A 15,233-nucleotide genomic window follows, 5' to 3' on the forward strand; every position below is an offset into this window, starting at 1 on the left:
GTGGTTACTCTCCCTTTAATTGATCGCTTCTAGAAATTCTCTCGATTTCGCTGTTAACTGCCTTAAATAGATATCACTAACTGCTTTCTTCGTATCGACTAAAGCGCTTCCAAGTCCGACGCCGATTGAACCCGCTCTCATAAATTCCGCTATATTTTCCAGGTTGACTCCTCCGGTCGGCAAGAGTGGAATTTGTTTGAGCGGTCCTAAAATATCCTTAATATATCCGGGCCCCGAAGAAGCAGGAAACACTTTAATGATGTCTCCTCCATGTTCAAAAGCAGTTAATATTTCACTAGGGCTGAACGCGCCTGGAATACTTACGGCGCCATGCCGTTTCGTAAGCTTGATCGTATCGACATTGACAGTCGGGGATAAAATGAATTCAGCTCCTGCTGCTAAAGCTGCTTGTGCAGATTCGGGATCCAGTACAGTTCCCGCTCCTATCAGCATTTCGTTTCCATACTTTGTTTTCACGTTTTTAATCACTTCGAATGCATTCGGCGAATTCAAAGTAATTTCAAGCAATCGAATACCGCCTTCGTATAAAGCATCTGCAATTTGAAGGACATCAGATGCTTCTGCTCCCCTAACAATCGCAATCACTTTGTTATCTTTTATAAAATCTAATGCAGACATCCAACCTCTCCTTTAATAAACTATCGGTCTACATCCTCAGAGCTCTTATGGACAAAATGCCGAAGAATTTCTTTATCGGGAAGTCCTTCTATATCTCCGTTAACCATCGTAACGATCGCCCCGATTGCACAGCCTCTTTGAACCGCTTTTTCAATACCGGCATTTTCAATAAGACCCGAAATAACACCTGCAGCAAAGCCATCTCCTGCTCCAACAGGATCAACGACCCGATCTACTTTGTACCCGCTTACATAACCGTGCTGATTATGACTTTCATAGTAAGCTCCGGAGGCACCCATTTTGACGACAGCTAATTCACTGCCCATATCTAATACTTTTTTTACGATTTCCTTTTCGTCCTTTGTCCCGAATAAAAATTCACCTTCGCTCGTTCCCGGCAGTATAATGTCGGCTAATTTAGCCATCTCCAGCAACGTAGCTTTTGCTTTTTCTTCAGACCAAAGCTTCTTACGGACATTTGGGTCAAAAACAATTTTTTGTGATGTTTCTTTGCAAGCTGCATCGCGTAAAAGACAGCTTCAAGTGAGCTTTCGCTTAGAGCCGGAGTGATCCCGGTGACATACAGGTATGAGCTTCGAGAAATGTAACCGCTATCAATATCATGCTTTGTAATCGTGCTTGCTGCTGAACCCTTGCGATAATACATGATTTTCATATTGGACTCATTTGTTTTTTCTTTAAAGAAAATTCCGGTAGGGTGCTTATTATCAGAGATCACCTGGCTTGTATCGATACCTTCGCCTCGAATCTGAGAGAGAATCAACCTTCCGAATTCATCACTGCCAACCTTGCTTATCCATCCAGTTTTTATCCCTAAGCGGGTAAGGCCTATAAGTGTGTTCGTTTCCGCGCCGGCAATTTTGGCGGAAAAATTCCGATTGTACCTCAATAGCCCGTCTTCTTGAGGAGTAAATAAAACCATTGTTTCTCCTATACTAATGACATCCATTTTAGATCACCCCCTTTTTGTAACCCATTTGAATCGAAAGTTTCGCAGCAGCTTCTGTTAGTTTTCGGGCAATCTCTTCCTTTCTTTTACTCATTCTTTCTTTCGGACCGGCCACACTAATGGCAGCCTCGACTATATTGCCTCCGCCATAAATAGGTGCGGCTACACAGAATAACCCCTCTTCATTTTCCTCATCATCAATCGAGTAGCCCAGGGTTTTATAGAGCTCAAGACATTCTTCAAGCTTCGACCGATCGGTAATCGTACGAGGAGTCACCGGCTGAAGAGCGATTGTACTTATCAGCTTCTCTCTCTTTTCGACAGGCAGAAAGGCTAGAAACGTTTTGCCAAGACCGGTACAGTGCAGCGGTTTTTGGTATCCCGGCTGAGCAGTTGTTTTTATGGATCGGTTACTGTCGATTTTCAGTACATACACTAATCGCTCTTCTGATAAAACCGCCATAAAGACCGTTTCTTGGACATCCTCCATCAGCTTAGATAGTACCGGCTTTCCAATTGAAGCGATATCAAGCGATTCCATGGCATTGTTTCCAATTTGAATAAGTTTTGGCCCGAGCTTATACCTTTTTGCATGGTCCTGTAATAAATACCCTTCGTTAAACAATGTCGAAATTAAATGAAACGTGCTACTTTGCGGTAGTCCCAATTCGTCGCTTATGTCTTTGACAGTAAGACCATTCCGCTTCATTGCCAGGAGCTCAAACACTTTTAAAACACGTACGGCTGACTTTACCACATGGCTCCTCCTTTCAAATCATATATGTGATTTGAAATTCTATTTAGAATTTTCATTAATTTTATTCTAGCACGTTATGCCGTATCGTCAATAAGGAAATAAAAGCGCAAACAAAAAATGATAAAAGCTGATTAATGTAAAGAGAAAACCGTCAATGTAAAGGATCTAAGATGCCTCAAAGTACCTGTGTAGTGCTTTGACGCTTCCGGACTTCAGAAACGATGTGAAGGACTTTTCTCTGGATCTATTCCCTCTTTTCGTCCTTCAGCTCCCCTTTGAAAGACTTTTACTCTGGTTTTTCTTCTCCTTTTTGTCCTTCAAAACCCCTGTGAAGGACTTTTCTCTGGATCTATTCCCTCTTTTCGTCCTTCAGCTCCCCTGTGAAGGACTTTTCTCTGGATCTATTCCCTCTTTTCGTCCTTCAGCTCCCCTGTGAAGGACTTTTCCTTGGTTCTACTACTCCTTTTTGTCCTTCAGAACCCTTTCGAAGAACTTTTATCTGGCTCTTTTCCTTCTTTTTGTCCTTCAAAACCCCTATGAAGGACTTTTTCCTGGTTCTTTATCTCCTTTTTATCCTTCTGAACACGTAAGATACTTCCGATTCCAAAATCACCCAAAACATAGTCGTTAACGAGATTTAAACAACTTCTGATCATTTCTATTTGAATACGATTAAATGAGTAACAGCGTGAAGAATTCACTTCCTGAGTTTCCTAACAACAAAAAAACAGTGTGCAAAGCCAGCTCTTTGCACACTGCGTTCAGTTACTATCTATCTTTCACTCGCTCAATCGGAATATCCTTAATTAAGTCCATGACAACATGCCCGCCCATGATCAAACCTACGACTGATGGAACAAAAGCGTTTGAGGATGGCGGCATTTTTGCCTTTCTGATTTTTGCATCGTCTTTCCCGACCTCTTGGCGAACGTCTTCACGAATTACAATCGGGCTCTCATCGGAAAAAACAACAGGCACCCCTTTGTGAATTCCTTCTTTTCTGAGCCTTGTCCGAATGACTTTCGCAATCGGATCTGTATGAGTCTTTGATATGTCATCGATCCGGAATCTAGTAGGATCTGTTTTATTCGCTGCGCCCATACTTGAAATGATTTTTATGTTTCGTCTTAGGCACTCCTTCATCAGATGAATCTTATAATGGATCGTATCAGATGCATCGATAACAAAATCGAGTCCATGTTCAAAAAAAGTCTCATAGGTTTCTTCGGTATAGAACATTTTTAAAGAGGTCACTTCACAATCCGGATTGATATCGGCAATCCGGGCTTTCATGACATCTGCTTTCGGTTTTCCGACCGTAGACAATAGAGCGGGAAGCTGGCGATTAACATTCGTAATATCAATATCATCCTTATCGACCAAAACGATGTGGCCGACTCCCGATCTAGCCAAAGCTTCAGCGGCAAACGAACCGACTCCGCCTATGCCGAGAACAGCGACTCTGCTGTTTTTTAATATATGTAAACCTTCTTTACCAATGGCTAATTCATTTCTTGAAAATTGATGCAGCACATCTCTCACTCCATATTCAAATGTACTTATTTACAGCATAAAAAAAGTCCCGATTGTGCCGTTGTCAATTTCCTTCGTTTTGATCCCGCTCACAGCAGGTGGGTGTCTTATCTCAAATGTTATAAGTCCTCTTTGACCGATAGAAAAAGAGGCATGTACTCCATTTGAAAACGCAGACTCCCGAATAAATAAATGTTCGGTCAAAACTAGGTATACAACAAACACATCAGGACCTATTTTCTTTGAAAAAAAGAATACCACACGATTGGGTTCATATCAAGCAGCCAATATGCCCCGCATGAACGGTTATTTTTTCAGCGCTTTTTCTTTCAATTGTAAATTCAACTCATCAAGCTGATCTTTGCTAACCTCACCCGGCGCTTCCGTCAGCAGGTCACTTGCACTTGCTGTTTTTGGAAAAGCAATTGTGTCTCGCAAATTCGACCTTCCAGCAAGCAGCATAACGAGCCTATCCAAACCAAGTGCAATACCGCCATGAGGAGGAGTGCCATATTCAAACGCTTGAAGAAGAAATCCAAATTGCTCTTCTGCTTCTTCCTTTGAAAAGCCAAGCAAAGTAAACATTTTTTCCTGGATCTCCTTTTCAAAAATACGGACTGATCCGCCTCCGAGTTCGTATCCGTTCAATACGAGGTCATATGCCTGAGCCTTCATAGCTGCAGGGTTTGTTTCAATCAGGTCCAAGTCCTCTCTTGCCGGCATGGTAAATGGATGGTGTGCTGCGTAATAACGCCCTTCTTCTTCATCATACTCCAACAGCGGCCAATCAACGACCCAAAGGAAATTATATTTACTTTCATCAATCAGCTGCAGCTCTTTTCCAAGCTTTAGTCGTAAAGCACCTAATGCATCATTTGCTACTTCTTTTTTATCAGCAACAAACAAGAAAAGATCCCCGGCTTCTGCATGAAGTGTACTAGTCAAAGAGCTTTGAGCCTCAGAATTGAAGAATTTTGCAATCGGGCCTTTTAATTCACCCTCTTCTACCTTAAGCCACGCAAGGCCTTTTGCTCCAAAGTTGCCGACATAATTACCGAGCGCATCAATATCCTTTCTCGAATATTTGTCAGCGGCAGCCTTTACGTTGATCGCCTTGACGACTCCCCCGCTTTGAACTGCACCAGAAAATACTTTAAAATCTGAGTCGCGAACGAGGCTGGACACATCAGTAAGCAGCATGTCAAAGCGAACATCCGGTTTATCCGAGCCATACGAATTCATCGCCTCATCATAAGACATTCTTGGCAGCGGAAGGTTCAGCTCAATACCTTTCGTTTCACGCATGATTTTCGCCATCATTTGTTCCGACAGAGCCATAATCTCTTCTTGGCTCATGAACGACATTTCGATATCGATCTGGGTAAATTCCGGCTGGCGGTCAGCGCGCAAATCTTCATCACGGAAGCATCGGGCAATCTGGTAATAACGATCAAAGCCGGATACCATCAATAGCTGCTTAAACAGCTGAGGCGATTGAGGGAGTGCATAGAATTGGCCCTCATGTACACGGCTTGGCACCAAGTAATCTCTGGCTCCTTCCGGCGTGCTTTTTGTCAGAATCGGCGTCTCCACATCCAAGAAACCATGATCGTCTAGAAAATTCCGGATCGATTTTGTTACATTATGCCTCATTTTAAAAGTATCAAACATTGCCGGCCTTCTAAGATCCAAATACCTATGTTTCAAGCGGACATCCTCAGCCACTTCGTCAGTTTGGTCAGAAATCATAAAAGGAGGAGTTTTGCTGCTGCTTAAGATTTCAATCCGTTCCGCATGAATTTCAATTTTCCCTGTTTTTATATTCGGGTTGACAGTTCCGCTATCTCTTTCGACTACAGTCCCTGAAATATCCAGAACAAATTCGCTTCTTACACCTTCGGCAATTCTCAATGCTTCTTCAGAAAAATCCGGGTTGAACACGACTTGCACAATGCCGGAACGGTCTCTTAGATCGATGAAGATTAATCCGCCTAAATCGCGTCTCTTTTGTACCCAGCCTTTTAGTATGATATTTTCGCCAATTGATTTTTCAGTGATTTCTCCGCAGTAATATGTTCTTCCAAACAACGTAACTCTCTCCTTTTTATGCCCCTGTAATGTTAGCTTTCATAAACCGTACGAATTCATCCAGCTTGATTTCCAGCTGCTCTCCGGTTTCCGTATCCTTGACATTGATTTTTTGTTCATTCAGCTCATTTTCGCCTAAGATCGCGATAAATTTGGCACTGCGCCGTTCCGCTGCTTTGAATTGGCCCTTTAGTTTTTTATTTTCATAGTCTATCTCACTTGAAATTCCTTCTGCCCGAAGCTGTGCAAGTAAACGAACAGCTGCATCTCTGGCCTTATCGCCTAGTGCAGCGATAAAACAATCGGTTTCATTTGTAACCGGAGGCTCTATTTGTTCTGCATCAAGTGCAGCTAGCAGCCTTTCAATGCTCATCGCAAAACCGATCCCCGGTGCTTCCGGGCCGCCGACTTCTTCCACCAATCCGTTATATCTGCCGCCGCCGGCTAAAGTCGTAATCGCGCCAAAGCCTTCCGCGTCGCTCATAATTTCGAAAGCCGTATGATTATAATAGTCCAATCCTCTTACCAGATTCGGATCAACCGTATAAGGAATATCCAAATCGGATAAATACGTGAGCAGCTTGTTAAAATACTCTTTCGATTCTTCGTTCAGGTAATCCTGGATCGAAGGAGCTGTTCCCATTAGCTCATGATCCCTGTCCTGTTTGCAGTCAAGGATCCGAAGCGGATTTGTATGCAGTCGTTTTTGGCAATCTCCGCAAAATTCATCAATTCGCGGCTCAAAATGGCGAATCAATGCTTCCTTATGCGCCGCTCTGCTGTCTTTATCGCCAAGACTGTTGATAACAAGCTTAATGTTTTTCAATCCGGCTTTTTTATAAATGCTTAATGCAAGTGAAATCACTTCCGCATCAATCGCCGGGTCATTAATTCCGATCGCTTCGATGCCAAATTGATAAAATTGGCGGTATCTTCCAGTTTGCGGACGTTCATATCGGAACATCGGTCCAATGTAATAAAGCTTTGTCGGCTGAACGGGATTTGCGTACAGCTTGTTTTCCACAAATGCTCTCGCAACAGAAGCCGTTCCCTCCGGCCGTAAAGTCAAACTTCTACCTTTTCTGTCATCAAACGTGTACATTTCCTTTTGGACTATATCAGTAGATTCTCCTACGCCTCTTGTGAACAGATCGGTGTGCTCAAACATCGGTGTGCGAATTTCCCGATATTGATAGGCCTTGCACGTTTCTTTCGCAATTGTTTCAATCCACTGCCATTTTTCTGAATCGCCGGGCAGAATATCCTGCGTTCCCCGCGGAATCTTATAAGCCATTTTCAATCCTCCAATTTTTAACGTAAATAAAAAACTCCCGCCTCTACTAAGTTCATTTAGTAGGGACGAGAGTTATACCCGTGGTGCCACCCTAGTTGAAGCAAAATTCATTTGCTTCCGCTCTAGTCCGTTAACGCAGGTTCACGTTCATCTCCTAATGACTTTTACTTAGCGTTCAGAGAGAAACCTAAAGAGTGTCGTTCGTATAAGGGTCATGCGGATTTGCTTACAGCCAAATGGCAAATCCTCTCTTTTCATGCCTTCTTATCTACTTGTCTCTATCATCAGTTCATTATAAATAAATGCTATCTAGTTCCTATAATATAAAGGGCTGAACGCTTGCTGTCAACCCCTGTTTTGCTTCTTTTTATAGACTTGTGCTTCCTTGGCTGACATCCCGTATTCGGCGTGTTCAAATTCAAGGTGAACCGAGAATTCATTTTCTCCTTGATCTCTAAACTGCATGCTTCCTTCCTTATGGTGGATTGCTCTTCCCATTTTGCCATTATATCTCATAAAAACACCCTTAATGACCTATTTGGATCTAGTATAAACAAATTAATTCTTTTTTATTTCAAAATTAGAAAGGAATTTACGATATAAAGAAAGAAATCTTGTTACAGGTTTTTTTTAAGGAGGCATTATGCAAAAAAAATTAACAGCAATCAGTATTATTTTTCTTTTAATTACTGCGGTCATTCCAGTCGATATGGCTGCATCAGCCGAGGGTCAGGCGAGGATTCTCACAGATGAGATGAACGTCAGAGGCGGCCCGGGGCTTAGTTACCCTATTGTCGGTACTGCAACGAGGGATCAAACCTATCCGATTGTAAGCGAGAAGGATGACTGGGTGGAAATTCAATTTTCCCCCACCGTCAAGGGCTGGGTTGCTTCCTGGCTGGTTGATAAAAATCAAGCGGAGCAATCGGTCAATAATAATGAAGTAACGTCAAACGCCACCAACTTGAGAATTCGATCAGGTCCAAGCACCTCCCATGAGATTTTGGGAGCATTTCCTAATGGCCAGAAAGCGAAGGCACTTGAAAGAAACGGAGACTGGGTAAAAATTTCTTATGAAAATGTAACAGGATGGGTGTCAACACAATTTGTAACGGAAGCACCTTCTAAAGAAGCTCAGCCGCAAAAGCTTAAGAAACAGGCTGATCAATCGGCAGCTTCCGGCTCGGTAGGTGTTTCATCGTTAAATGTCAGAAAAAACCCTGAGGCCAATTCCGAGGTTGTTGCCACGCTAAACCGGAACACGAACGTTTCAATCACCGACGAAAAATACGGGTGGTATGAAATCAATTTCAACGGCATGAGCGGCTGGGTCGCGAGCCATTATATCGTGAAAGATCAATCAGGAAGACAACCTGCTAAAAACAGCAGCTCTTCTGAGAATCCAGACAACGGTACTTCGAATAATACAAGCGGGGAATACGCAATCATAGTCTATGACGGGACAAATATCAGAACCACTCCTTCCACCTCTTCAAGTATCATCCAAAGAGCCGCGAAAGGTGAATCTTTTTCGATAACGTCCAGCTCAAATGATTGGTATGAGGTTACACTGGAAAACGGTGATAAAGGATATCTTGCCAGCTGGGTCGTTCAAGTTTCCAATGATCCTGCCGAAGAAGCAGACTTGCCGCAAGCTCCGAAACAATCGAATGGCACAGGCTCGATAAAAAATAAAACGATTGTTCTAGATCCCGGACATGGCGGACGTGACAGCGGGACAATCGGCTATACAGGCTCTCTAGAAAAGAAGCTGACGTGGAATACAACACAGCTTTTGTATCGAAAACTGCAATCATACGGAGCGAATGTCTATTTAACTAGACATAGCGATTCCTTTGTGAGCCTTCAATCTCGGGTATCCGTATCACATTATCGAAATGCGGATGCCTTCGTCAGCGTTCACTATGACGCCCACGAGGATAGATCCATCCACGGATCAACTGCTTACTATTACAGTGAAACCAAGGACAAGCAATTGGCATCAGATGTTCAGGCAGAAATTGCGAATCGGTCTTCACTTGATAATCGCGGAGTCTTATTTGGTGATTTTTATGTGATAAGAGAAAATCAACAGCCTTCTATTCTTCTGGAGCTTGGGTATTTAAGCAATCCTCAGGAAGAAGTGGTCATTTCCAGCAGGAGCTACCAGGAAAAGGTGACCGATGGCATTGCGAACGGGTTGGAAGATTATTTTGAATAAAAAAAAGCTGCCTAGCGCAGCTTTTTTTCATCCTTTGAATCGATAATGAATGTCACTGGACCAGAATTTACGAGGCTGACATCCATCATTTCTCCAAACTTTCCATCTTTTACGACTATTCCTTTGCCTTTCACTGTCTCAAGCCACAAATCATAGATTTTTTTCGCGGTGTCCGGCTTGGCAGCATCCATAAAGTTCGGTCTTCGCCCTTTTCTCGTATCTCCATAGAGTGTAAACTGTGATACGGATAAAACGGCACCGCCTATATCTGCCAATGACAGATTCATTCTCTCGGAATCATCTTCAAATATTCGCAGGTGGACCAGCTTTTCTGCTAAATATTCCACATCTTTTGCTGAATCCTCATGAGTAATTCCGACGAGTACCATCAGTCCCTTGCCAATTTCGCCAACTGTTTCACCATTGACCTGGACTCTCGCCTCAGTAACTCTTTGAACTACAAGCTTCATTTTTTACCAACCTTCCTAGTTCATCACCCGGCGTACGGAATAAATGTCGCGAATTTGTTTGATACGTTCGACAACTTTATGCAAATGATTGATGTTTTGAATAAAAATTGACATATTTATGGTCGCCACTTTGTTTCGGTCCGATTTTCCCGAAACAGAAGAAATGTTTGTTTTCGCTTCGTTAACGGCTTGCAGAACTTCATTTAACAACCCGCGGCGGTCATAACCTAAAATCTCAATTTCAACATTGTATTCTTTTCTTTGCACCCTTTCTGCTTCGTGCTCCCATTCCACTGGTATCAAACGCTCCTGCGCGTCTGAAGTGAGTACATTGGGGCAATCGTCACGGTGGACAGAAACTCCGCGCCCTTTTGTAATAAAACCAACGATACTGTCTCCCGGCACCGGATTGCAGCATTTAGACAGCCGGACAAGAAGGTTGTCGATCCCTTTCACCCGGACTCCAGAATCCCGCTTTCTGCCTTGCAGCGGCTTTGGAGCTGTGGATACTTCCTGAACGATTTTCTCCTGTTCTTCCTGGTCTCTCTGCTTTCTCTCTTTTTCAGTCAAACGGTTTGCTACTTGAAGAGCGGTGATGCCATTATATCCGACCGCCGCATACATATCTTCATCATTTGAAAAATTGAACTTGTCAGCTACTTTTTTCAAATTTTCCGGCGTCATGACTTCTTTTACGTCAAACTCAAGGTTTTTTATTTCTTTCTCTACGAGCTCCCGGCCTTTTTCAACATTTTCTTCACGTCGCTGCTTCTTGAAAAATTGCCGGATTTTATTTTTCGCCTGAGATGTTTGGGCTAGCTTAATCCAATCCTGGCTTGGACCATACGAATGCTTCGATGTGAGAATTTCGACAATATCTCCCGTTCGCAGCTTATGGTCAAGTGTTACCATTTTCCCGTTCACTTTCGCTCCGATCGTCTTATTGCCGATTTCCGAGTGAATTCGATAAGAAAAATCAATCGGCACAGAGCCCGAAGGTAATTCTATAACGTCCCCTTTTGGTGTGAAAACAAAAACCATATCTGAGAACAAGTCGATTTTTAACGATTCCATAAATTCTTCCGCATCCGTAGAATCGTTTTGGAATTCCAATATTTCCCGGAACCATGACATTTTTTTATCAAATGACGCCTGCTCTGTAACTTCTTTGCCTTCTTTGTATGCCCAGTGAGCGGCGATCCCATATTCAGCAATTTCATGCATTTCAAAAGTCCGAATCTGTACCTCTAACGGATCTCCTTTAGGGCCGATAACCGTTGTATGGAGAGATTGGTACATATTCGGCTTAGGCATTGCAATATAGTCTTTAAATCTTCCAGGCATAGGCTTCCAGCATGTATGAATAATGCCAAGCACGGCATAGCAGTCCTTAATGCTGTTGACCAGAATGCGTACTGCAAGCAAATCATATATTTCATTAAATTGCTTGTTTTGCAGGACCATTTTTCGATAAATGCTGTAAATGTGCTTCGGCCTTCCGGAAAAATCGGCTTTAATATTCACTTCCTGCACCCGGCTTTTCACTTCATCGACGACTGCATCGACATACTGTACACGTTCTGCCCGCTTTTTCTTCATGAGATTTACGATTCGGTAATATTGCTGCGGATTCAAATAGCGCAGAGCCGTATCCTCAAGCTCCCATTTAATTTTGTTGATTCCAAGCCTGTGGGCAAGCGGTGCAAATATTTCTAATGTTTCATTCGATATCCGTCTTTGCTTTTCTTGAGGTAGGTGCTTTAACGTTCTCATGTTATGAAGTCTGTCTGCAAGTTTAATTAAAATCACACGGATATCCTGTGCCATAGCGATAAACATTTTTCTATGATTTTCGGCTTGCTGCTCTTCTTGTGATTTATATTTAATCTTACCAAGCTTAGTAACACCGTCAACCAGCATGGCAACCTCTTCATTAAATGCTTCTTTAATATCTTCAAGTGTTACATTCGTATCCTCCACTACATCGTGCAAAAAGCCGCCCGCAATGGTTGAAGGATCCATTTCCAGGTCAATGAGTATGCCGGCCACTTGGATCGGATGAATGATATACGGTTCTCCCGATTTCCGATATTGCTCCTTATGGGATTCCTCCGCAAATAAGTATGCTTTTTTTACAAAAGCTATATGCTCATCGGAAAGGTAGCTTTCAGCCTTTTCGATCACTTGTTCTGCAGTTAATACTTGTTCGTTCGCCATGCAATCACCTTTTTTGTAATGAAAACTTTATTGTACCTATTATCATGAAAAAATGTTCATCTGTAAAGAGCAGACTAGTCAGATCCACCTATTTTCTATCTTAAGTTATAAAAAAGCACTCTTTTTCAGAGTGCGTTTTTACAAATTTAATACTTCATTAACGTAAGAATTTCTTGATTTTCCAGTTTATCTCTTCCGTTAAGATAGGTTAGTTCAATAAGAAATGCGATACCGGCAACGATTCCGCCCAATTGTTCAACTAGCTTCACTGTCGCTTCAATCGTGCCGCCTGTTGCTAATAGATCGTCAGTAATTAAGACTCTTTGCCCCGGTTTAATCGCGTCTTTATGAATGGTAAGGACATCCTTTCCGTACTCCAAACCGTAGTCAACCTTTATCACTTCACGGGGAAGCTTGCCCTCTTTTCGGACGGGGGCAAACCCCACACCTAAAGCGTAGGCAACGGGACAGCCGATAATAAAACCTCTTGCCTCAGGACCGACGACAAGATCAATTTGCTTTTCTTTTGCATATTCAACGATTTGATCTGTAGCATAGCGGTAGACATCGCCTTTGTCCATCAGTGTCGTTATATCTTTAAATCGTATTCCTTCTTTCGGGTAATCCTCTACAATTGTAACATATTTCTTTAAATCCACGTTCATATCCTCCTAGAGAACGGTTAATGGGCTGCAGACGATACCTTCATCCGCTCATCCATCCAGCTCTTTAATTCCTCAGTCGTTGAATAATTCAAGAGCTGATCCAATTCTATTTCATTTTTTCTCGTTTGATAAGTGGCAGAATCAGTTAAATCTCTTTTTTTCACACCATTAACAATTGTAATAAGTCCGTTCTTAATTGTAACAAATCCTAAGTCAAAAAACACCTGTGACATAAATTCTACTGATTCAGAAGTCCAGCCTTTATGCTTGGCCAGCTCCGGTCCGTGTTTGGTCAAATCAAATGTCGATCGTTTCAATAATAATGCGTAATAATATTTGAAATGCTCCCTAGTAGGAAAGGTAGTAAAGAAAAGATCGTTTGATTGATGAAAAATAGCATACAGCCTTTCAATTTTCATCGTGGCAATTACTGATTCGAATAATTCCAAGGAAGGCGGCATATCGATGAGGGCAATATGAAATGCTTGTCCCCCCAATAAAGAAGCATCCTCTTTTTCTCTGATCAGAATAGTATCTTCTTCAAGCTCAGTTCCTTTAAATTTCATCTGCGTCTCTTCATTGAAGCAAATGATCCTTCTCTTTTCCTTCTCTATCGTTTTCAGAAGCTCAGACCACGACTTTTTTCCTCTAAGATCAAATAACTGCCATTCCTTTACTGCTGCATCCTTAAGCATGAGCTGGGGTTTTTTGCTGTTATTCCATTCATTTATAGAAATTTCCCCCATAACGGAAATCTTGGAACCAATCACGATGTTTTCTTCAAGCCCGCCCATAAAAAAACCGATACAATCCAGGGAAATTCCGTGTTCTTTAATGGCCATTTTCAAGTGATTTTTATTCGACCCGATTTTTCGCAGCTGATCCACATTAGCATCTTCAACTACAACCAAAGGTTTTGGGTTTTTCATTCCGAATGGAGCCAGCTTCCCAATATCCTCAATATTGGAAATGCTTAATTCTTCAATTCTGCAAATCAGGTCAACCTCTTGGACAGGAATAAAGTCTTCCTCATTCAGCTGATCTTTTGCCTGAGTATTTAAACGGTCTCGCAATTCCGAAATGTCATTTTGATCGAGTGTCATCCCGGCTGCCATCGGATGGCCTCCGAAATGAGGAAGAATATCACGGCATTGGGATAGGTTGTTAAATAAGTGAAAGGCACGAATGCTTCTGGCAGAGCCTTTTGCTGTTCCTTTTTCCTCATCAATCGCCAGTACGATTGAAGGCCTGTAGTAACGTTCGGTCAGTTTCGACGCTACAATACCGGCAATACCAGGATTCCAGTTTTCAGAAGCGACAACGATCACATGATCATCACGCCAATGCTGCTCAACCATGGAAACGGCTTCATCCGTCATCTGCGCTACCAGCTTTTGCCTTTCCTTGTTTAACTGGTTAATTTGAGTTGCAAGCTCAACTGCTTCTTCCTGATTATCACTCAGAAGCAAATGTACTGCAGGATCAGCTTGTTCCATTCTGCCCACCGCATTTAGTCTCGGGGCAATCTGAAAGCCGATCGTTTCTTCATCAACTTCCGATTGTTCCGTACCCGCTACACGGATTAGCGCTCGAATCCCCGGAGTTGATGAATGTTTGATATGTGACAAGCCCTGTTTGGCAAGCTGTCGGTTCTCCCCATGCAATGGTACGAGATCGGCGATCGTCCCAATAGCCGCAAGCTCTGTCAAATGTTCGGGAACTCTGCCTAGTAAGGCGTGTGCCAATTTGAAGGCCACTCCTACCCCGGCGAGATCCTTAAACGGATAGGTACAGCCGGGCTGATTCGGATGAATAATCGAAAAGGCATTTGGAAGCTCAGGTCCGGGCTCGTGATGATCAGTAATTATCAAATCCATTCCCAGCTCTTTAGCTACTTCTGCTTCATGAACTCCCGCGATCCCTGTATCAACAGTAATGATAAGATTACAGCCAAGAGCATGGATCGCCCGAAATGCTTCTTCATTCGGTCCATAGCCTTCTTTAAATCGATCTGGTATATAGAAGTCCGCTTCCGCACCAAGCTCTTTTAATGTATGTAAAATGACAGTCGTGCTTGTTACGCCGTCTGCGTCATAATCTCCATAAACACATATTTTCTCTTTCTGGTCAATTGCCTTTTTTATTCGTTCAACGGATGTATCCATCCCTTTTAATAGGAAAGGATCATGATAAGAGTTCGTTTCATATAGGAATGCCCTTGCTTCATCTTCTGTCTCTATACCTCGATTGACAAGCAGAGCCGCAACCAGTGATGAAACATCCAATTGAGCTATAAGTGATTGAACGATTTGTTCGTCAGGTTTTTTTGCCTCCCAACGATTTTTTGCCGCTAACATAAATTCACCCCTCAGACAAACT

General features: G+C 42.6%; 11 protein-coding genes, 1 other RNA gene, 1 pseudogene and 1 other annotated feature. Of the genes and pseudogenes, 1 reads left to right on the forward strand and 12 read right to left on the reverse strand.

Going from position 1 to position 15,233, the window contains the following annotated elements:
- Positions 1 to 15: 15 nt before the first annotated feature.
- From JOC74_RS06890 to JOC74_RS06925, 8 genes and pseudogenes are all read right to left on the reverse strand, one after another.
- Entirely contained in the window at positions 16 to 639 is a 624-nt protein-coding gene (locus JOC74_RS06890; RefSeq protein WP_053603582.1) for a bifunctional 4-hydroxy-2-oxoglutarate aldolase/2-dehydro-3-deoxy-phosphogluconate aldolase, read from the reverse strand.
- Between the two features lie 20 nt (positions 640 to 659).
- Positions 660 to 1,609: pseudogene (locus JOC74_RS06895) on the reverse strand (sugar kinase).
- Position 1,610: 1 nt separating this feature from the next.
- Positions 1,611 to 2,366 carry an IclR family transcriptional regulator gene (locus tag JOC74_RS06900; RefSeq protein ID WP_225970350.1) on the reverse strand — a complete coding sequence of 252 codons (756 nt, stop codon included), beginning with the start codon at positions 2,364 to 2,366 and terminating at the stop codon, positions 1,611 to 1,613.
- 768 nt (positions 2,367 to 3,134) lie between these two features.
- A complete protein-coding gene (locus JOC74_RS06905; protein ID WP_053603585.1) occupies positions 3,135 to 3,899 on the reverse strand; it encodes a tRNA threonylcarbamoyladenosine dehydratase in 765 nt (254 codons plus the stop codon).
- Positions 3,900 to 3,941: 42 nt separating this feature from the next.
- Positions 3,942 to 4,135: non-coding RNA, 6S RNA (gene ssrS / locus JOC74_RS06910), on the reverse strand.
- 70 nt (positions 4,136 to 4,205) lie between these two features.
- Entirely contained in the window at positions 4,206 to 5,987 is a 1,782-nt protein-coding gene (aspS, locus tag JOC74_RS06915; RefSeq protein ID WP_053603586.1) for an aspartate--tRNA ligase, read from the reverse strand.
- A gap of 16 nt (positions 5,988 to 6,003) precedes the next feature.
- Positions 6,004 to 7,281: a histidine--tRNA ligase gene (gene hisS, locus JOC74_RS06920; RefSeq protein ID WP_053603587.1), complete on the reverse strand. Its 1,278-nt coding sequence runs from the start codon at positions 7,279 to 7,281 to the stop codon at positions 6,004 to 6,006.
- A gap of 58 nt (positions 7,282 to 7,339) precedes the next feature.
- Positions 7,340 to 7,575: a binding site (T-box leader), on the reverse strand.
- 51 nt (positions 7,576 to 7,626) lie between these two features.
- Entirely contained in the window at positions 7,627 to 7,797 is a 171-nt protein-coding gene (locus JOC74_RS06925) for a YrzK family protein (protein WP_098945222.1), read from the reverse strand.
- A 127-nt stretch (positions 7,798 to 7,924) separates the two neighbouring features.
- On the opposite strand from JOC74_RS06925, the gene JOC74_RS06930 reads away from it, so the two are divergent.
- Positions 7,925 to 9,502: an N-acetylmuramoyl-L-alanine amidase family protein gene (locus JOC74_RS06930; protein WP_053603588.1), complete on the forward strand. Its 1,578-nt coding sequence runs from the start codon at positions 7,925 to 7,927 to the stop codon at positions 9,500 to 9,502.
- Between the two features lie 11 nt (positions 9,503 to 9,513).
- Here the strand turns inward: JOC74_RS06930 and dtd are convergent, their stop codons facing one another.
- The 4 genes from dtd to recJ all read right to left on the reverse strand — a co-directional run bounded on the left by dtd (position 9,514) and on the right by recJ (position 15,211).
- Complete coding sequence (gene dtd, locus JOC74_RS06935) at positions 9,514 to 9,972, reverse strand: D-aminoacyl-tRNA deacylase (RefSeq protein ID WP_053603589.1); 459 nt, start codon at positions 9,970 to 9,972, stop codon at positions 9,514 to 9,516.
- A gap of 15 nt (positions 9,973 to 9,987) precedes the next feature.
- Positions 9,988 to 12,189: a RelA/SpoT family protein gene (locus JOC74_RS06940; RefSeq protein WP_053603590.1), complete on the reverse strand. Its 2,202-nt coding sequence runs from the start codon at positions 12,187 to 12,189 to the stop codon at positions 9,988 to 9,990.
- Between the two features lie 146 nt (positions 12,190 to 12,335).
- Positions 12,336 to 12,848, reverse strand: a complete 513-nt coding sequence (locus JOC74_RS06945) for an adenine phosphoribosyltransferase (protein WP_053603591.1) — start codon at positions 12,846 to 12,848, stop codon at positions 12,336 to 12,338.
- Between the two features lie 23 nt (positions 12,849 to 12,871).
- Positions 12,872 to 15,211, reverse strand: coding sequence for a single-stranded-DNA-specific exonuclease RecJ (gene recJ, locus JOC74_RS06950; protein ID WP_053603592.1), 2,340 nt, complete (start codon positions 15,209 to 15,211; stop codon positions 12,872 to 12,874).
- Positions 15,212 to 15,233 lie beyond the last annotated feature (22 nt).

Origin of the sequence: Bacillus capparidis (assembly GCF_017832095.1) — a bacterium.
Classification (GTDB): domain Bacteria; phylum Bacillota; class Bacilli; order Bacillales; family Bacillaceae; genus Bacillus; species Bacillus gobiensis.

Excerpts from the sequence above, each read along its gene's own strand:
- JOC74_RS06890 (WP_053603582.1), bottom strand. The coding sequence starts at position 639 with ATGTCTGCATTAGATTTTATAAAAGATAACAAAGTGATTGCGATTGTT.
- hisS (WP_053603587.1), bottom strand. The coding sequence starts at position 7,281 with ATGGCTTATAAGATTCCGCGGGGAACGCAGGATATTCTGCCCGGCGAT.
- JOC74_RS06925 (WP_098945222.1), bottom strand. The coding sequence starts at position 7,797 with ATGAGATATAATGGCAAAATGGGAAGAGCAATCCACCATAAGGAAGGA.
- JOC74_RS06930 (WP_053603588.1), top strand. The coding sequence starts at position 7,925 with ATGCAAAAAAAATTAACAGCAATCAGTATTATTTTTCTTTTAATTACT.
- dtd (WP_053603589.1), bottom strand. The coding sequence starts at position 9,972 with ATGAAGCTTGTAGTTCAAAGAGTTACTGAGGCGAGAGTCCAGGTCAAT.
- JOC74_RS06940 (WP_053603590.1), bottom strand. The coding sequence starts at position 12,189 with ATGGCGAACGAACAAGTATTAACTGCAGAACAAGTGATCGAAAAGGCT.
- recJ (WP_053603592.1), bottom strand. The coding sequence starts at position 15,211 with ATGTTAGCGGCAAAAAATCGTTGGGAGGCAAAAAAACCTGACGAACAA.